Annotated in this window: 13 protein-coding genes and 4 pseudogenes; 7 read left to right on the top strand and 10 right to left on the bottom strand. The window is 68.6% G+C overall.

Going from position 1 to position 18,017, the window contains the following annotated elements:
* Window positions 1–152 precede the first annotated feature (152 nt).
* Window positions 153–416, bottom strand: a complete 264-nt coding sequence (locus ACFP3V_RS26050; protein ID WP_037775690.1) for a helix-turn-helix transcriptional regulator — start codon at window positions 414–416, stop codon at window positions 153–155.
* Window positions 417–620: 204 nt separating this feature from the next.
* Here ACFP3V_RS26050 and ACFP3V_RS26045 point away from each other — a divergent pair, with 204 nt between their 5' ends.
* A complete protein-coding gene (locus tag ACFP3V_RS26045; RefSeq protein ID WP_380588228.1) occupies window positions 621–1,622 on the top strand; it encodes a hypothetical protein in 1,002 nt (333 codons plus the stop codon).
* A 179-nt stretch (window positions 1,623–1,801) separates the two neighbouring features.
* Here ACFP3V_RS26045 and ACFP3V_RS26040 read toward each other — a convergent pair whose 3' ends face one another.
* The 6 genes and pseudogenes from ACFP3V_RS26040 to ACFP3V_RS26015 form a co-directional block, all read right to left on the bottom strand.
* A complete protein-coding gene (locus ACFP3V_RS26040) occupies window positions 1,802–2,836 on the bottom strand; it encodes a hypothetical protein (protein WP_380588225.1) in 1,035 nt (344 codons plus the stop codon).
* On the bottom strand, window positions 2,833–6,186 hold the full coding sequence (locus ACFP3V_RS26035; protein WP_380588222.1) for an AAA family ATPase: 3,354 nt from the start codon (window positions 6,184–6,186) through the stop codon (window positions 2,833–2,835). The genes ACFP3V_RS26040 and ACFP3V_RS26035 overlap by 4 nt, the downstream gene beginning before the upstream one ends.
* A gap of 38 nt (window positions 6,187–6,224) precedes the next feature.
* On the bottom strand, window positions 6,225–7,394 hold the full coding sequence (locus tag ACFP3V_RS26030; RefSeq protein WP_380588219.1) for an exonuclease SbcCD subunit D: 1,170 nt from the start codon (window positions 7,392–7,394) through the stop codon (window positions 6,225–6,227).
* Between the two features lie 77 nt (window positions 7,395–7,471).
* A complete protein-coding gene (locus ACFP3V_RS26025) occupies window positions 7,472–9,214 on the bottom strand; it encodes an ATP-binding protein (RefSeq protein ID WP_380588216.1) in 1,743 nt (580 codons plus the stop codon).
* Between the two features lie 855 nt (window positions 9,215–10,069).
* Window positions 10,070–10,502 (bottom strand): annotated as a pseudogene (locus ACFP3V_RS26020) (IS701 family transposase); the annotation flags it as partial.
* Window positions 10,495–11,514, bottom strand: a complete 1,020-nt coding sequence (locus ACFP3V_RS26015; RefSeq protein ID WP_380588213.1) for a hypothetical protein — start codon at window positions 11,512–11,514, stop codon at window positions 10,495–10,497. The gene ACFP3V_RS26015 and the pseudogene ACFP3V_RS26020, both read right to left, overlap by 8 nt.
* Before the next feature lie 484 nt (window positions 11,515–11,998).
* Here ACFP3V_RS26015 and ACFP3V_RS26010 point away from each other — a divergent pair.
* From ACFP3V_RS26010 to ACFP3V_RS25990, 5 genes and pseudogenes are all read left to right on the top strand, one after another.
* Window positions 11,999–12,862: pseudogene (locus ACFP3V_RS26010) on the top strand (IS256 family transposase); the annotation flags it as partial.
* 34 nt (window positions 12,863–12,896) lie between these two features.
* On the top strand, window positions 12,897–13,220 hold the full coding sequence (locus ACFP3V_RS26005; protein ID WP_380588210.1) for a hypothetical protein: 324 nt from the start codon (window positions 12,897–12,899) through the stop codon (window positions 13,218–13,220).
* Window positions 13,221–13,370: 150 nt separating this feature from the next.
* Complete coding sequence (locus ACFP3V_RS26000; protein WP_380588208.1) at window positions 13,371–13,709, top strand: hypothetical protein; 339 nt, start codon at window positions 13,371–13,373, stop codon at window positions 13,707–13,709.
* 87 nt (window positions 13,710–13,796) lie between these two features.
* Window positions 13,797–15,152 carry a VanZ family protein gene (locus ACFP3V_RS25995; RefSeq protein ID WP_380588206.1) on the top strand — a complete coding sequence of 452 codons (1,356 nt, stop codon included), beginning with the start codon at window positions 13,797–13,799 and terminating at the stop codon, window positions 15,150–15,152.
* A 17-nt stretch (window positions 15,153–15,169) separates the two neighbouring features.
* A pseudogene (locus ACFP3V_RS25990) lies at window positions 15,170–15,652 on the top strand (IS1634 family transposase); the annotation flags it as partial.
* Window positions 15,653–15,749: 97 nt separating this feature from the next.
* Here the strand turns inward: ACFP3V_RS25990 and ACFP3V_RS25985 are convergent.
* Together ACFP3V_RS25985 and ACFP3V_RS25980 are read right to left on the bottom strand one after the other, a co-directional pair.
* Window positions 15,750–16,289, bottom strand: coding sequence for a hypothetical protein (locus ACFP3V_RS25985; protein WP_380588201.1), 540 nt, complete (start codon window positions 16,287–16,289; stop codon window positions 15,750–15,752).
* A gap of 168 nt (window positions 16,290–16,457) precedes the next feature.
* Window positions 16,458–16,901, bottom strand: a complete 444-nt coding sequence (locus tag ACFP3V_RS25980) for a LysE family translocator (protein WP_380588198.1) — start codon at window positions 16,899–16,901, stop codon at window positions 16,458–16,460.
* Window positions 16,902–17,164: 263 nt separating this feature from the next.
* Here ACFP3V_RS25980 and ACFP3V_RS25975 point away from each other — a divergent pair, with 263 nt between their 5' ends.
* Window positions 17,165–17,389 (top strand): hypothetical protein, encoded by a 225-nt coding sequence (locus ACFP3V_RS25975; RefSeq protein WP_380588195.1) that lies wholly within the window; start codon window positions 17,165–17,167, stop codon window positions 17,387–17,389.
* A 160-nt stretch (window positions 17,390–17,549) separates the two neighbouring features.
* Here ACFP3V_RS25975 and ACFP3V_RS25970 read toward each other — a convergent pair.
* Window positions 17,550–17,970 (bottom strand): annotated as a pseudogene (locus ACFP3V_RS25970) (transposase); the annotation flags it as partial.
* Window positions 17,971–18,017 lie beyond the last annotated feature (47 nt).

Genomic DNA, 18,017 nt, shown 5'->3' with positions numbered 1-18,017 from the left:
CCCACACCACCGGACTCCACGAAACCCGGGGCAGCTCACACGGCCGGCCCAACGAGACCGCACACATGAGCGTTACTGCGGATGACTGTTCCCTGCCTGATTGCCCGATCGGGTGATTCACGGCGTGGTGCGCACCGGGACGGAGCGAGAGTTCAGGAAGTGGCCGTGCCGGGCGGGGTGTGGTCGTCGCACAGGGCGCCCAGGAAGCGCTCGATGGGCACGTCGAAGGTGTGGGCGAGGGTGTGCCAGGTGGTGACACTGCCGGTGGTGCGGCCGTGTTCAAGGTCGATGAGGGTGCGCCGGGCAAGCCCGCTGCGGTCGGCGAGTTCGTCGAAGGTCCAACCGCGTTCGGCCCGCAGGCGCGCGAGCACGACGCGCAGCGCAGTGAGGTCGGGGTCTGGCGGCAAGATCGTCACCCGACCATCCGACGGTGCAGACCCCTGCCCCGTCAGTGCGGGTTTCTGCACTTTCGCCGGAGTGGGGAAACGGCGAATCCATGGTGCGGGAATCTGCACTACAGTGCGTCCGTCTCGGGGGGCCTGTCAGGGTGCCCACCGCCACGACAGTCAGACGGACGGGAGGACGACCAGCCCATGAGGTTCGGTGACGCACATGCTGCAGTGCGGCGTATCTGGGCAGTGGAGCTGCGCCCGCAGGCGGACGGCCCCGCACTCGTCTGCCCCTCGTGTACCGCCCGCACCTTTCCCCTGCAGGCATCCTCCGCACGGTCAGCCGCCCTGGCCCATCTGGCCTGCCATGTCCGCGCGAGCGCGCTGCCGGCGCATCTGCGCAGTTGCCAGTGCCGGGTGCGGGGCTGCGTCTGGCATCCGCGCCATCGCGGCTGTGCTGGGCGGGTACTGCTGGCCCTGACCCGCGACCTCAGCGGCCGCACCTGGCGGCTGGCCGACGCGTGCGCGGCCTGCGCGGCAGCGACCAGCCACACCGCCGTCGTGCCGGAGACCCTGCTCAGCCCTCACCGACCGGCCGCATCAGCCCCCGTCCGGCCGCGGGTGCACGGAGACGAGCCGCAACGGGTACGGGAGATGCTCACCCACCTCGCCTCCGCACTCGGCTGCGTCACCTCCCCCGCCGCCCGGCTGCTGGCCCTGCAATGCGCCCTGCGCGCCGACAGGCACGGCTGCGCCCGGCTGCCGGCCGGCCTACTGCGCGGCATGCGCCTGCACCGGCACACCGAGGCGTGGCAGGAACTGGCACAGGACGGCTGGCTCGACCTGCCCGATCCCCGGGCAGCACCGTTGCAGGTGCGGCTGCTGGACGGCGCACTGAACCAGGCCCCGTGCCGCAGCGCCCGCCGGCGCGCCGCCCACTGGGCCCTCAAGCCCGCTCCGCTCATCGTTCCGGCAGCGGCAAAACCCGCAGACCGCCTGGCCGCGCTGGTCCTGGCCGCCCACACCACCGCGGCCGGCCCCGTAGCTGACATGGCCGTCGTGGCCCGTCTGTGCGGGCACTCCCCCCAGCAGACCGAAGCGCTGCTCGACCGGCTGGTCGCCGGCCGCACCCTGGCAACCTGGCACCATCAGCGCGATACCGGCGAGGTGCACTGGCAGCCAGCTCCCCTTCACGGGCCCGTCTCCGGCTCCACGGGGCCGTCTACGCACTGACCGCCGCGCCAGGAGCCGATCTTCACCCCGGCCAAGAGGGCGGCGGCGCAGGTGAGTGCGGCGGGGTCGGCGCCGGATTCGAGGTGGGCGCGCAGCAGGTGGTACTTGCTGTGCCAGTCCGCTCCGTGCGGGAGGCGCCAGTCGGTGCGGCGCGGAGCGGAAATGCGAGGAACTGCGGCTCAGCTCACCGCTGCCACGCGTAGTGCCCTGCTGAGCAGGGCAGGGTTGCCCAGGCGGCGGCGCAGTTCCCTCTCCAGCCCGGCGACCGGCACCAGGTTCTGGGGGGCCCGGGCGTCTTTGTACTCGCAGCTGGCGTACCGCGGCAGTACCAGTTGCGAGAGGTTGGCCAATGCGATCGCCTCCGGGGTGGGGATATCGGCGGCGCATTCCAGCCGTACTATTCCGGCCCACGGGGGGCCGGGCGTACACGGTAGGCGTAGGTACCAGGCGTGCCGGTCCCAGGAGGTGCCCATCAAGAACACCGGGGTGCGTTCGCCGGCGGCCAGGGCGCTGACCATCGCGTGCAGGTCTGGCGGCAGGTAGGCGGTGCGGTGGGACTTGATGAGTCCCAGCGCTCGCGGCAGATGGGTGCGGCCGCGCAGCGGACCGTCCACCACCAGCAGGTCCGAGCCGGCGGCGACGCCGTGGTCGGCCAGGGCAGTGCGGGCGTTGGCGGCGACGATAATTTCAAGGTCGCCGAGTCGGCGTTGCAGTGCCGCAGAGAGCAGCACTGCAAGGTTTTCTTCTTGGTCGTCAAAGGTGATGTTGGCCTGGTAGGTACCGGCCGTAGTGGGCACGTCGACGGCGTTGGTGGCGGTGGTGAACAGGCCGCGTCGGGATTCGATGGTCAGCAGGTGCGCGCCACGGTCGGGGCAGCAGCACACTGTGCCGGCTGCATAGGAGGCGCACAGTGCCATCTGGGCGTCGTCGGCGCGGTTGATGGCGCTTGGGGCCGGTTCGGCGGCCGGGGGCTGCTCGATCCAGATGCGGGCCTCGACGCGGCGTACGCCGTCGACGAACAGGACTGCGCCGGGGTCGTGCACGTGGGAGGTCGAGATGGGCTTCCAGTCGGCCGGGGCGAGTTCGAGGTCGGGGATGACTTTGGCGGTCGAGTCCCCGATGGTGTTCTCGGCGTTTTCGACGCTGGAGCCGTAGGTGGGGTCCCAGCCGTCGACATGGAATCGCATCCGGGCCGCACGTGCCGTGCTTGTCATGTGCCTTCCCGGGTGACGACGGAAGTGTGGGGGTCGCGGTGTACTTGGAAGCGGACCGGTACCCGTTCGGCGAGCCCGGTGACGTGGGTGATCACCCCGACCATCCGCTCCCCTTGGGCGAGATTCTCCAGGGTGTCGGAGACCATCTCGAGCGAGTCGGGATCAAGGGTGCCGAATCCTTCGTCGAGGAATATGGACTCGAGCTTCGTCGTGCCGCCCATGCCGGCCAGCTGGTCGGAGAGGGCCAATGCCAGTGACAGGCTGGCCTGGAAGGTTTCGCCGCCGGAGAGGGTGCGAACCGAGCGTTGTGAGTCGGCGTCGGAGTGGTCGATGACGTAGAACTCGCCTTTGTGGTGGCTGAGGTCGAATCGGTCTCCCGACAACCGGCGCAGCGACTGCGAGGCACCCGCGACCAGTGTGTCGAGGGCTGACTCGGCCAGCCACTGCGGGAACTTGTTGGACCGCATCAGCCTGGCTAGCTCGGCGGCCACCTGTTGCTGGGTGCGGGCGCTGTCGATCTTGTCCTGTATGGCGGCGGCGTCGGCGAGGCTGCGGTGGATCATCTCTACCCGGCCCCGGGCCCGCTCGGTTGCGACCGCTACCACCCGGGGGGCTTGGGCGGCGCGCCCAGGGCCGTCGCCAAGGTCTTGGGGATCCAGGTCGTGGTCGCGCAGCAGACCCTCCAGTTGGCCCAGGAGCTGCTCGGCTTCATGGTGTGCGGTGTGGGCGTCGGCTTGCGCACGCAGGGTGTCGGCCTGCCGGTCGTCGGCCGCGCGGGTGGCCCAGGCGGCTAGGGTAGCCCAGGCGGCGGCGAGGTCGTCGGTGTGCAGGCTCGGCGGTTTAAGGGCCGCCACCGCGTCCCGGGCAGCGGTCAGCTCGGACCAGGCGGTCGCGGTGCGAGCCTGCCACTGCTGCTGTTCGGCCTCCGTCGCCTTGAGTGCCTCGCGTGTCTGGCTTGCCTCGGCTGTGGCGGTCTCCAGGGCCGCTTCGAGGCGGTCGCATTCCTCCAGTAGGCCCGGCAGTGCATCTGTGGGCGGCGCCTGGTCCAGCAGCGTCTGCAGTTCGCTCAGGCGGTCGGTCAGGGTGCTCTGCGCGTGGTCGGCGGCTGCGCTCTGCTGGACGGCGGTGGTGTGGACGCTGTGGGCGGTGGCGTGTGCTTGCTCAGCTGCTTCCAGCGTGGCGGTCGCGTCCTGGTGGGCCTGATGGGAGGTGGCGGCCTCGGCCTGGGCGGCTGAGAGGTCGTTTTCCACCGTGGATCTCTGGGCCTGGGCCCACGCTTCCAGGTCGGACCAGGCGGCGGTCACGTCATGGGTGTCGACGGCAGGTGGGTCGAGTTCGGCCAGGGCGCCCAGCTGCGTGTGGAGGTCGCTGCGGGTGCGATCGATCTCCCTTTGCAGCGTGGCGACGGCCGCAGTGGCGGAGGTGTGCGCGGCTTCGGCCTCCTGTACCGCGGCACGTGCCTGCTGCTCGGCGGCGACCAACTGGTCACGGGCTGCAGCGCGTTCGTCAAGATGGGCGCGGTCGGCGTCGCAGTCGCGTTCGGTGTCGGCAGGACGATCGGGCAACAGCGTGCCGAGCCGCTCATCGAGCAGGGTGCGCCGCTGGGTCAGGGTGTCCGCGGCGCGCTGCTTGGCGGCTAGCGTCGTGGTGGCGGCCTGACGCTGGGAAAGCAGGTCACGGTGTTCGCGGACCGCAGCGTCACGCGCGGCCTGGGCGGCGGCCAGGGCCGGGTCGGACAGCGGCGGCGGGAGGATGGTGACGCTCTGCTCGCAGACCGGGCAGGCGTGGCCCACCTGGAGCTGAGGGCGTAGCTGGGCGGCACCGGCGAGGGTGCGGGCTTCCTCGAGGGTGGCCGTGGCCGCGTCGAGACGCACCTGCGCGCCGGTGACCGCACTGTCGGCCTGGGCGGCTGCCTCCACGGCGTCATCCAGCTCGCTGGTGGCGTCGGTGAGGGAGCTGGTGACGTGAAGGAGCTGGTCGAGTACCTCGCGCGCCTCGGTGAGCCGGCTGCCGTCGCCGGCGGCGGTGAGCGCGGAAGCGGCCTGGTTGTGCCGGTCGCGGGCCGCGGCCAGCTGGGGGGCGGCGGCGTCGGCCTGCCGTGCCAGAGCCGCTTCCCGGCTGGTCAGGTCACTGACACCGTCGGGGGTTTGGACGGGAGCCAGCAGCTGTTGGCGACGCTGCAATGCCGCGTACGCCTGTTGTACCCGGTCGCGGCGGCCGCGGGTCTCCTCGACGGTGCGCCGGGCCTTAGTGACGGCGTCTGCCAGCGCCCGTAGCCGCTCCTCGCTCTGCGCCAGCTCTTGGCGGGCACGCTGCGCAGCCGCGATGACTGCGTCGCGGCGCCCGACCAAGCCGGCCATCTCGGTGTAGCGGTCGCGGGCAATGTTAAGGACAGCGCGCTGCGGGCCGGATTGGGCGGCTTTGGTGGCGTCGGCCAGGGTCTGGGCGGCCGCGTCGGCGGCGTCGCGGGCCTTGTGGGCGGCTGTCTGGGCCTCCACGGCACGGCGCTGCAGCTCTCCGATGCCGTCTGGGGCGCGGAGGGGGGTGAGCCGGGCGAGTTCGGTGCGCAGAGTGGCGACACGTGCGTGGGCATCGCTGGCGCGGGAGTGTGCCTCGGCGACGCGGGGCACGAGCTGGTCGACGGTGGCGGCCAGCTGTCCCAGTGCCGAGAGGCGTGCCTGGGCGTCGGCCTCGGCTTTGGGGGTGACGTCGGCGTGCCGGCTCAGTTGGTCGGTGAGGACCTCGATCTCCTTGGCTGCTTCGGCCGCCTGGGCGCCGGCGCGTTTGCCGATGCCTTCGTAGTGAGCGGCTCCGAGCAGCTTGAGCAGGATCTGCTGCCGGTCGCGGGCGTTGGCGGACAGGAAGCGGGCGAAGTCGCCCTGGGGCAGGACGACGCACTGGCAGAAGTCGTCGAAGGACAGGCCGAGCAACTGCTCGATGGCGGCGTTGAGTTCCTTGATTTCTCCGGCCAGTACTTCCGGCTGTGGCCCGTCTGCGTCGGTGACGACCGCCGTGGGATCGGCGAACTTCACCAGGCTGACGGTCTTTTGCTGGATCTGTTGGCCGACGCGGCGGACTTCGCGGGCGACTTGGTAGCGCTGGGATGCGACGTCGAAGGTGAGCGAGACCGTGCAGCGGTTGCTCGTGGGGGCGAGCGCGTAGGCGATGGCGTTGCTGCGGCCCCACCGGTAGGCCGAGCCGTACAGGGCGAAGGTCAGGGCGTCGAGAACGGTGGACTTGCCTGACCCGGTGGGGCCGACGAGGGCGAAGTAGTCGGCGTCGGTGAAGTCGACCACGGTGGGAGCGCGGAAACCGGCGAAGCCATTGAGCTCCAGGCGAACGGGACGCATGTTGAGGGATTCCTTTAGCGGGTGTCAGGGCCGCTGGGTCAGGAGCGGGCGGTCGAGCGGGTCAGGTCGTCGTGCAGGTGGTTGAACAGGGCCGTGACCCGGTCGTCGCTGACGCCGACGCTGTGGCAGTAGTCGGAGAACAGTTGCGCAGGCGTCTTGGTCGGCTGGTGGGTGGCGATGCCCGCCTTGGCGCCGGTGCTCGCGTGGTCGGGGTGGATGCGGATCTCGAGGGCGTTGGGGAGGGCTTCCAGCAGGTCGTCGCGCATGCCGGCGTAGGCGGGCTGGGTGACCACGAGCCGGAGGTAGTCCTCGCCGTAGACGGCGGGGTCGGCGGTGAGCTGGGTGACGGTCCCCTCGATGGTGCGCAGCCTGCGGCCGGCAGTGACCGGGATGTCGGTGATCTTCGCGGGGGTTCCGGGAGAGGCTTCGACGAGGCAGACCACGTGGGTGTTGTTCTGCTCGCCGAAGTCGATCGCATAGGGGGATCCGCTGTAGTGCACCGGGCAGGCGGCCGGGATCGTCTGCCGGCGGTGCAGGTGGCCCAGGGCCACGTAGTGCGCTTCGACGGGGAAGATAGCGGCGGGCACGTGGTATTCCATGATCGATTGGGCGGCCCGCTCGCCGCCGCCGAAGACGCCGCCGGTGCACGTCAGGTGGGCCATGACGAGGTTGACGGCGTCGGAGGTGAAAGCCCCTGTCAGGTTGTCCAGGACATCACGGATGAGCTGGTCGTAGGCGCCGGCGTTCTCGGACGGGGTGTTGGCGATGATCTCCGCGGCGCGGACGGCGTAGCGCTGGGAGAGAAACGGCAGAACGGCGACGTTGACGCGCTCGTTGGTGGACTTGGCGTGGAAGCTGTGCACGCCGCCCTTTGCGGCCGGGCGGGCCTGGCCGTAGACATGGATGCCGGCGATGTCCATCAGCGGCTTGTAGGCCTCGAGTGTGGCGCCGTGGTCGTGGTTGCCGGCGATCAGGACGACCTCGATGTCCTGCTTGGCCAGTTGCAGCAGGGTGCGCACGACAAGTCTTTGGGCGTCCGCGGTGGGCGCGGCGTTCTCGTAGAGGTCGCCGGCGATGAGGACGGCATCGACGTCGTTGCCGACGGCTATCTGGGTGATCTCGCGCAGTACGCCTGCCTGCTCCTCGAGCCGGTTGCGGCCCTTGAGGGTCTTGCCGACATGCCAGTCGGAGGTGTGGAGAAACTTCACCGGGTCGGTCCTTTTCGGATGGCTGAAGCAGAGCAGCGGGTGGCGTCAGGCGTGATCTGAAAGCGCGTCGGCGGACGTCAGAAGGGCGGCTCGTCGATGGCCCCGTCGTCGGGATCGTCGAACCACGAGTCGCTCTGGGTCTGGGGCAGCTTGCTGAACGGGTCCGGTCGCGCCGCATCACCGGCGTTCGAGTCAGCGGGCGAGGTGCCGGTAGCGAAGGTGGGGTCGGCGACCTCGGAGAGGCGGGTGGCCCAGGCGGGGAAGGGGAATTCGACGGCCAGCGGCACCGGGATCTCGGGCTGGGAGACGAACATGGTGCCAGGCTTGGCGAGGGTGGCGCGCTGCCGCTGCGAGGTGGGCAGGAAGCCGTACTCAGGGCGGCCGGCCTCGGCAGGGTCGAGCCGGCCGACGATCTTGATCGAGGAGTTCGACACGATGCGCCGTTCCACCTCGGAGGCGGTCTGTTGGGCGCCGATGAGGATGATGCCGAGCGAGCGGCCGCGTTCGGCGATGTCGAGCAGGACGTCCTTGATCGGGGAGGAGCCCTCGCGCGGCGCGTACTTGTTCAGCTCGTCGATCATCGTGAACAGCAGCCCGCCCGGACCGGCTTGCTCTTTGCGGTCGGTCTCCGCGGCGAGCACGACACCCACGACGAACCGTTGCGCCCGCTCCGGCAGGTTGTGCAGGTCCACCACGGTGACCTGCTGCCCCGAGGTGTCGATGGAGTGCGCGATGGGACGGTCGGTGACCGTGCTCAGGTCGCCACGAATCAGGGGGCCCAGCGGTCTTTGGGACGATCGCAGCCGCCGCACGAATGCGTTGACGGTACCCATCCCCACAGCCGGCCCCGCCCAGTGGGCGCGCGTGGCCTCGTCGGTGACCTTCTCGCAGATGAACGCGATCATCTCCGCCCAGGTGCGGATGGTGGCTCCGTCGATGGCGACCGCGCCGTCGTTCCCTGCGGCCTGGGCCTCGCGGTACAACCTGCTGGTGACCTGGTGCACGACAATCGTGTACTGGTTCTTCTCGTCTTCGACGTCGGCGAACACGTACGGCAGCAGTTGGCGTTCGCAGAACTCCGCGAGCGTCCACCAGAACGCGGTGACGCCGCTGGTCCGGCCGGTGACGTGGGGGCGGCCGGTGGTGTCGCCAGGCAGCGGCGGGGCGTAGAAGCCGGCGGAGGCAAAGGGTCGAGCGGGCAGGCCGAGCCGCGCGTATGCGGCGCGTAGCGTCTCGTCGAGGCGGGTGTTGGGCTGGTCGACGAACAGCAGGTCCTCGCCCTTGACCGAGAAGATCAGGGCCTTGGCGTTGACCGTGCGGGTTCCCAGGGCACCCGAGGTGAAAAGCGAGTGCAGCAGGAACAGCGCGAAGCTGGTCTTGGTCGCCACCCCGGAGATGCCCGAGATCGACACGTGGGCGCCGCGGGTACCGTCGAGGAACTCGAGGTTGAGATAGATCGGTTCGCCGTCACGGCCGATGCCGGCGGGGATCCGCGCGTCCATCTTGTCGAAGTACAAGGCGGCGTCCCGGTCAGCACCCGCGGCCCGGATCGCGACTGCGCCGGGGCGTGGCGGGACGTAGCACTCGGGCTCGACGCGGGTGGTGGTGACCTCGGCGATCTCCTGCACGGTCGCCGGCAAGATTCCGTCGGCGATGAGGAACACATCCGAGCCGAACGCGGCGCCCTCGTGGCGGGCGACCACCTCCGTCACCACGCCTGAGGTGACGACCTCGCCGTAGCCGGGGATCTGCCGACGGGTGCTGACCACGTCGTCGAGTTGCAGGTACGCGTCGGGGGAAAGGGCGACGTGAAACTTCAACGGCGTGGAGTCCTCGGTGCCTGCAACCTTCCCGACCTCCTGCTCGGCACCGCCACTGGGGGGCAGGCCTCCAGGCGGCTGCTGACTCGTCAGAGGCGCTGAACTGCGGCCTGAGGGAGTGCTGTCGACGCCAGGTGTTTTGGAGTCGGTGTTGGTCATCGGCGGTCCCTGTGCCTATCTCATCGTGCGTCGGGGCGGCCCTGACGGCTGGCGGTGGACACCGTACGCCTGGGCGCCGAAACTACTGGGCAGTTCCACACATTGCCGAGACACCAAGGCTGCCCAGTCCTGACAGGCGCAAGGGCGTCTTACACAGCAGATGCACAACCCCGGCAAGGCCCGTACCCGTCAGTCCCGCCCACCGGTCCCCCGGCTCTTGAGCTCGCAACCGGACGCGTGCCAGGGCTCGTTGGCTAACTTCCCTCGCCGGAGCGCTCCACCATCGACGCCGGACCACCAACGCGTCTGCCAAAGGCGCGTCCTCGCTGATCGCCGACGGGTGACGTCGTGGGCGGACGATCCGCGTCACAGGGCACAAGCGGATGGCGTCGACAAGAAGCCGTCTCGCCGCTGTCATTCTCCCCACCCGCAGGGTTGGTGGCCGGGCCGAAGTCGGCCTGCAGACGCGCATCCTGGCCCCCTCGTTCTGCCGTGCGCAGCCGAAGGGCAGGAAGTTTTCGGCACACAGAGATGCCAGATACACCCCATACCCCCGGCGTGCTGGAGCCCGCACCACGAACGGCGCAGGCGGTGAATAACCGCCTCAAGCACCCCACCCGCACGCGGCCTTCGCGCATCCTACCCACGATTCCTTCACCATGCACACACATTCTCGCAACCTCCCGCACCACCCCCGCCGACGTGCTCCGGGACGCCGGTCCGATGACGCCGGTTGGTGTCCTGCGCCCACTCCCGCGGCAGGAACAGCCGTCAGTTCAGCGGGCACGAGGCAGCGTCGGACACGGCCTGCACAGCGATCGCGACCTGGCAGTTCGCCTGCTTGGCCAGCGCACCGCAGTACTGGGGAGCGACCGCTACCGACATCCTGCCGTCCTTGGGGAACGACACGTCATCGACCGCCCAGGCAACCGGGCCGATCCGTGGCACCAGCCGCCTGGCGATCCGCTGGCGCACCGGCATCGGATCGTACGTGGACTGGTTCACGAACTGCTGCAGGTTCTGCTCGTTGCCGTGGCAGCCGCGAGGCCATGGCCGGGATGGACTTGCGGCGACCGTCCATCATCAGTCCTCGCAGATAGCAGTCGCTCTTGGCCCGCTGGTCACTCCTCTTCGCCGCGTTCTCCGAGGGCAAGGGCAGCGCGGCTCGTCAAGGCCACCGCGGCCCCCAGGACCGCCATACCCGCTCCGATGGCCGCTTTGCGCCCCGCCTCTGCGGCCGCGTTCTTCAGTTGCGTCGGGTCCCGGGCCGCGTCCCACCATCGTGTCGCCTCCATTGAATGTCGACCACACTCGATCCCGAGCGGCCTGTGGAAGTCGTCGATGGTGATGCCGACGTGGTTGATCGAGCCCACCAAAGCCCGGTGCGCGGGCAAGTGCAGCAGCACATTCGAGTTGGCCGTGCCGGCAGCCGCATCCATGCGTGCCATCAGGTGCTCGATCTTCTGTGAGATGCGTTCCCGCCGCTTCTGCCGGTCATCCTTCAGCGCGAGCCGACGCCCGTCCAGCTTGTCCGGAGACTTGTCCAGCACCCGCTGCAGTCGCAGCACGTCGAGCGCGTCTTGCAGTTCGGAGCAACGAGCCACAACGGCGAGCAACTCCTGAACGTGGGACTCTGCTTCCTTGGCCATCTTGGCGAGATCACCGATCTTGGTCGTGCTCTCCACCCTCTCCGCGAGTGCGTCGAGTTGACCCAGCGCCCACCCCAGGGCATCCGTGATCGTATGGGTCCTGGCCTGCACGGTCGACCACGTATCGTCGTCGACCTGACCCTCCCGGTCCAGAACGGTCATGGCGGACTCGATGTCGAGGCCCGCTCCGAACACCTTCCCCAACTCGGCGTTCTTCTGGGCGCGGAGCACGTCGTCGACCTTCTTGTCGATCGTGGCGAGATAGCTCTTGATCTCGCTCATCTCGTGCTGCCGCGCGAGCTGCGCCATGATCCCCGCGGCACCAGCAAGAATCGCCGGGTTGGTCAGGAGCGAGCGTGGCTCCTCCGCGATCTTGAGCCATGACTTGATTGCGCCCGGTTTCCCCACCATCGCATAGCTGATGCCTGGCGTCTTGCTTTCCATCAGCCCGTACTTCTTGTAAAGATGCGCGGACTCCTCGGTCAGCTTCAACCAGCGACCTGAGTTGGCGGCAATTTCGGAACCTGCCTGTGCGACTCCGGCTCCGGCACGGAGGAGAGGTCCGAGTCTTTGCAATACGAGGTCCTTCGACAACGACAGCAGTCCCTCTGAGGCGAGGAAGCGCTCGACATCCGTCGGGTTCCCGATGACCGCAAGTCCGTCGCCGTCACTGATCAGCTAAGTCTCGTTATCCATCGCCCTCTCCTGTAGTGGCTCCTCGCAGTTGAAGGTAGTGGGGTGTGCGGCGCAAGAGCCCCCATCATCGGAAGACGTCGACCCCTACCCGGCCACCGACGGAGCAATGCTCAGGACTTGTGGATCAGCCCCGGGTAGGGACGCGGAGGGCGTACCTTCCCGAATGATCCGTAAGGTCTCCGAGTAGGCCCGCGTTGCAGCGCGGGTCGGGAAGGCACGCCCGTGCTCAGCGTAGTCACCGACGACGGCTCCACACAGTCCGGCTTCCTGATCGACGAAATCGTCCGGAGACTTCGTTCCCGCGCTGGAGCAGTTCCTCGGCGGCACGGCCGGCCTGTCGCCGGCCACCATCACCCGGCTGACCAAGCAGTGGGCCGACGACCACGCTGCCTTCCAGGACCGCGACCTGTCCGACCGGGACTTCGTCTACGTCTGGGCGGACGGCGTGCACCCGAAGGTGCGGCTCGGCCAGGCGCACTCGTGCGTCCTGGTCTTGCTCGGCGTCCGGTTGGACGGCACGAAGGAACTGATCGCCCTGGCAGAGGGCCTGCGCGAGTCGACCGAGTCGTGGGCCGACCTGCTGCGTGACTGCCGCCGACGCGGCATGCGCGACCCCGAGCTGGTCATCGGCGACGGCGCGATGGGCCTTTGGCGGGCGCTCGCCGAGGTCTTCCCCGCCGCCCGCCACCAGCGCTGCTGGGTCCACAAGGCCCGCAATGTCGCGAACTGCCTGCCGAAGTCCGCCCAGCCCGGGGCCACGAAGGCCATGCAGGAGATCTACAACGCCGAGGACCGGGCCCACGCCGAGAAGGCGATCGAGGCCTTCGCCCGCACCTACGGCACGAAGTGGCCGAAGGCCGCCGCGAAGCTCACCGAGGACCGGGACGAACTGCTGGCGTTCTACGACTTCCCGGCCGAGCACTGGATCCATCTGCGGACCACGAATCCGATCGAGTCGACGTTCTCCACGGTCAAGCTCCGCACGAAGGTCACCCGGGGTGCAGGCAGCCCGGCCGCGGCCCTCGCGATGGTGTTCAAGCTCGTCGAGTCCGCCCAGTCACGCTGGCGGGCGATCACCGGAGCCCACCTGGTTCCGCTCGTCCGCGCGGGCGCCCGCTTCGAGAACGGCCACCTGGTCGAACGCACCGAGAATCACGCGGCCTGAGGAGAATGCCACGATGACCGTCACCGACACCTACGGCACCAGCACCTACACGGCCCAGCAGCTGGCCGACGTCCTCGCCACGCGGCTGCCGGCGACCTTTGCCGAGAGGGAGAGCGACTACTTCGGCGTCTACTTCCTCGCCACCCTCCCCGACACGACCCGCATCAAGGTCCAGCCGAATGCTGTTCCTGGAGACGACGGCGAAGACGACCTTCTCGAGGACGACTACCCCGACGTGTCCGTTCTCCTCATCGTCACCGCACCGGCCCAAGCTCAGCTCCTGAAGACCGACCTTGCAGCGATCGACGGCCTCAACCAGCTCCGATCATCCACTTGACCGTGATCAGCTAAGTTCGTGGGGCAGTCTTCTGTTTCGGGAGGGGTTTTAATGCGTGCAGCTATTCGCAACTTCGCCGCAATAGCCGTCATGGCGGCCACGCCGATCCTCGGTGCAACCAGTGCCATGGCGGCATCGCACAGTCCGAAGGTGGTCAAGCCGATGGTCGACACCTCGTGTCCGAGCAGCGGCAAGATCAGTGTCGGTGACACCTGCACGGTGCTCACCAACGGGACGCTCTACGATCACAACGGTGGCGGCAACCTGGGGACGTACGTGTGGATCACGTACGGAAAGTCGGGCGGGAGCACGCTCTCGCTGAAGCTCGGTTACGAGCACTCCGGCACGAACACGTGGGGGGCGTGGCAGACGATGTCGGCGGGAAACCAGTACTCCTCGTACTGGTACCCGGCGACGTGCGGCTCCACGATCGGGCTGATGTACCAGGACTCTTCCCACATGTGGCAGACGCCGATGGCCGGCTGCTGAGGCATGTGTCCCTCGGTGGGGTCGGCGGCTGCGCCGGCCCCACCAGTCCCTCCACACCCGGCGCGATCGAACAGGTAAAGTCCCACAGTGTTTCAAGCCGTCTTTCAGCACCACTTGACGTTCGTCGTGCTGGCGTTCCTGATCACAGCACTCGTGACCGTCGGCGTCGCACGTGCGGCCAGAAAATCAACCCGCCGATGGTTCATCGGCGCATTTGCCGGATCGGTCACCGCGGTTCTTCTGCTCACCTTGTGGTCGACGGGCGGCTCGGACATGGCGCCGACATGCGTCATCAACCACAACGTGCTTGAACCGTTCTCCGAGGAACAAGGCCTGCTCAACTTGGGCATGTTCGTCCCCGTCGGCCTCCTCGGCACTCTGTCCGCTCGCCACGCCTGGCCGGCCATCCTCTTCGGAGTCACGCTCACCGCCTGTATCGAGCTGACACAGGGCCTCCTTCCCGTGATCGGCCGGGCCTGCGACACGAGCGACTTCATGGCCAACGCCGCGGGCGCTGTCCTCGGTGGCCTTGCCGGCTGGCTCTTCCTCCAGGCCGACCGGCAACCCGGAACAGGCTGGCCGCTGCGCCCGGGACGGGTCGTCGCCGGCTTCGGAGCCGTCTGGCTCGTCGGAGCGTTCTTGGGGGGCTTCTACATCCACACCAGCATTGAGGCGCAGACAGTCGCCGGCGGCCCCGCCGACGACCAGCAAGCCTCCGCCGTCACCCAAGCGGTTCGGGAGGCGTTCGGTGACCACTACCCGATCCAGCGCACCGCGTTCTTCGCCGGCCCCGGCGGCACCGGCACCGTCATGGCCTACCTCCCCTCCGGCTTCCTGCAGATCAACTGGCCGCAGGCCAACGACGTCACCGTAAGCATCGAGCCCGGCACCAGCGAAGACAGCGGCTACCCAGTAGCCGCTGTAGACGCCAAGCTCACCACCAAGCAGCAAGCCCTCTCCCTCACGTCCACCTACGCGAAACAGCACTTCCCGTGGGGCCTCACCCAAGCACACGTCCAGGTGGACCCCGTCGGACCGCAGGCGCAGCTGGGCTGGGTCGTCAGTTGGCGTCGCTACCGTGCGGGCATCCTCATGCCCATGCGCCTGGACGTGGAGATCGACCGCCACGGTCGCGTGTCCCAACTGCACGCTCTCAACGCCGCAGACCCATCCCTTCCCGCGGTGACCGTCTCTGCCGCCCAAGCAGCAGCCCTCGCCAACCACGCGGAGGCCGGCTGCGAGAAGGCAACCCCCACCGTTCTCATGGCACTTCCAACCACGCACGGGACGTGGACGCCCGCCTACCGAGTCGTGCTGACCTGCGGCACGAACGGCGGTCTGGTCATCGTGGACGCCCATAACGGCACCGTATTGAACCACGTGCTCTATCCCGCACAGGCAGCGCCGAGCAATCCGGCTGACGGTGACGTAGGAGCGCCGTAAGCTCCTCGCCGTAAATGCCGGGCCTGAACCGCTACCTTCGCGCCACCCCGGCCGGCAAGCTCCGCGTCGACCAGGCGAAGATCAAGGCCGAGGAGAATCTCGACGGGAAGTACCTCCTGCGCTGCAGCGACCCCCACCTGAGCGCCGAGGACATCGCCCTGGGCTACAAGCAACTGCTCGAAGTCGAGCGCGGCTGGCGCGACATGAAGCAGATCATCGACCTGCGGCCCGTCTACCACCGCCTCGAAGAACGCATCCGCGCCCACGTCATCCTGTGCTGGCTCGCCCTCCTGCTGATCCGGATCACCGAGACCACCACCGGCGACACCTGGCCGCAGATCCGGCGCGAGCTCGACCGCCTCCACCTGGGCACCTTCACCGGCCCCACTGGAACGTTCCAGCAGGTCACCGCCCTGACCAAGCCCCAGCGAGACCTGCTCGCGAAGCTGGACATCCCCGCCCCCAAGCAGGTCATCTCACTTCAGCCCGCATCCCGCTGACCAGCCGAAACGCGACCGCCTAGAGACACGCCCTCCAGGCGGACACACGCCCGTCCGCCCAGGTCAGACCCCGAATTCGCCTCTCCAGGCCGCGGAATTATGTCGAACGCAGGCCAAAGTTCTCCAGTTGGCGCAGTCGACGGGCCTGGCCTGTCGGCTGCGCCATCTGTGCCAGAAAGGTCGTCATGCCAAGTTTCACGCCTGTCCCCCGGCTCCTCATCGGCATGTTGGCGCTGCTCGCTGTCGCCACAGGCTGCTCCTCAGGTTCAGCAGGTGCATCCGCCCGTCCGGGCGCGAGTGTGGTTTCCGCGTCCGCTCCTCGCCCTTCTGCGGCTTCGTCGGCGAAGCCGTCGCCCACGGTGGTGTCGGTCGACGTCGTTCCTGCCTTGTGGAATGCCGAGAAGGTCTTCGTCCGCAAAGCTGCCCAGCAAGGGACGCAGGACCTCGGGTACGCGAGAGGCGTCGCCGGCGGCACGTGGATGACGGACGCCGTGTGCTCCGGCAGCGGCACTGTCGAGGTCCGGCTGGACCCGATCGTCAGCTTCACGCTGCATTGCGGCGTCGGAACGAAGCCCGAGTACGACGAATCAGCGCTGGGTTCCCGTGGCACCGTCCACATCACGGTGATATCCCACACCTCGGGACGATGGGCTCTGTCCGTGGGGTGGACCCACGTCGTGAGCGCCGGCACTTAAGTCTTCGACGTTGTCCGGCGGGCCGTCGATCCGGCCGCGCACCAGGACGGTGGGCCTCCGGAGGTCGGCTTTTCTGACCGTCGCGGAGATTGCGTGCGCGATGTCACCGGTCACGAGTTTCCTCGTCCCTCCCGCAGCCGAAGCGGGAGCCCAAGCGAGTGTACGGCCGGATGCCCGTGATGCGGGTTGATGAACTGCGGGATCAGGGTGAGGTACATGATCGCGGCCTTGGGGTTGAGCAGATTTGTCACCAGCCCCATACGGAAGAGACGAGTCCGGCTGTCACGGGGGATGTCCCGGACCTCGAACACACCTCGCCCTCCGGGGCGTAGGGCCCGCCAGGCGAGGCGGGCCAGGTAGAGGACGCCAGCGGCCTTGAAGCCGATGAACACCCAAGGTACGGCGACGAACACGACTGCGAGGCCGAGGTTGGCCATCAGCATGTAGAGGACGAAGCCGACGCCGGTTCCGGCCAGGGAGAACGCGGCGTCCGACTGCGGGCGCGTCAGGACTGCCGTGACTGGCAGATCCCGCTCGCACGCCGCGGACGCCACGAGCGACCCGCGGCGCGGCCGTTCTCGCGGCCCGGAACCGGTCCACGATGTCCTTGACCACCCGCCACGCGTAAGCCCAACTGGGCGTTGGCGAGCGCAGATAGGGCTGCAGTAGGTGGCGTGGCATCCTGACCGCCACGGTCGAGAACTGAGACACGCCAGATCGGGGTCGTATTTCCCCAAGGCCGTTGGTCTCCGAGTTCCCAGTCTCCCCAGGCGATTGGCCCGTATCCTGGCGGGGCCAACTGATGAGGGGGACTATCGTGATCGCAGTGCCGGAGCGAGTCCTTGGCCGTGGGCTCGAGCCTGACCGGCTGGTCTGGCACAAGCCGGTTGGTGGTGTGGTTCAGGATTTCCAGGCGATCGCGTGCAGTGACGAGGAAGGGCTGGTGCTGCCGGCCGGAGAGCGGGATGTTCCACTGGATCTCCGGGTTCCTGGTGAGTCGTGGTGCGTCGAGTGCCTGTCGCTGGTCGGGGCCGTCGGTTAGCCTCGATGTTTCGTGACGGTCCGTCAGCTTGCTGGCGGGCCGTTCGGCTTCGTGGCGGCGTTGTGGGCAGGCCGGTGGTCCGGCTGTCGCGTCGGGTGGGCGCCGGTTTCCACGGGTCCGGGTGGGTGTCTGGTTCGTCGGGACGGGGTGTTTCGGCTGGTCAGCCAGGTGCGGGCAGGGCTTGGAGGCGGTCGAAGGCGCCGGTGATCAGANCGGCGGAGAAAAGCCGCAGCCGCAGGCGCTTGGGCTCCCAGCGGCGGGCGTCGCCGGTCAGCGCGAGCATGGGTAGCCAGGCCAGCAAGTCCAGGGCGAGTTGGACGATCTCCAGCCAGATCCGGTTCTGCGCGGTGGCCCTCAACGGGAGGTTGCGCAGGCCGGTGTCGCGGGCCGCGCGGATGCGGTCCTCCGCGCGGGCCCGCTGGCGGTGCCGCAACTCCAGTTGCGATCGGCAGTTCGGGGGCGTTGGTGCCGAAGCAGGTGAGGCGCATGCCGTCGGCGTCGGTGATCCGCAGCTGGGCGCCGGGGTGCGGGCGCTCCTTGCGGACGATCAGCCGCATCCCGGCCGGCCAGCCCCGCATCATGTCGATCAGCTGCTGCGCGGTAGAGAGCTCCTGCTTGGACACCCGTG

Origin of the sequence: Streptacidiphilus monticola (genome assembly GCF_042658505.1) — a bacterium.
Classification (GTDB): domain Bacteria; phylum Actinomycetota; class Actinomycetes; order Streptomycetales; family Streptomycetaceae; genus Streptacidiphilus; species Streptacidiphilus monticola.
The sequence above is the reverse complement of the archived record's forward strand: the minus strand, read 5'-3'. Positions and strand labels throughout refer to the sequence as shown.

What these genes read in the sequence shown, in the direction of transcription:
- ACFP3V_RS26040 (WP_380588225.1), bottom strand. Translation starts at nt 2,836, where the DNA reads ATGACAAGCACGGCACGTGCGGCCCGGATGCGATTCCATGTCGACGGC.
- ACFP3V_RS26035 (WP_380588222.1), bottom strand. Translation starts at nt 6,186, where the DNA reads ATGCGTCCCGTTCGCCTGGAGCTCAATGGCTTCGCCGGTTTCCGCGCT.
- ACFP3V_RS26005 (WP_380588210.1), top strand. Translation starts at nt 12,897, where the DNA reads ATGACCGTCACCGACACCTACGGCACCAGCACCTACACGGCCCAGCAG.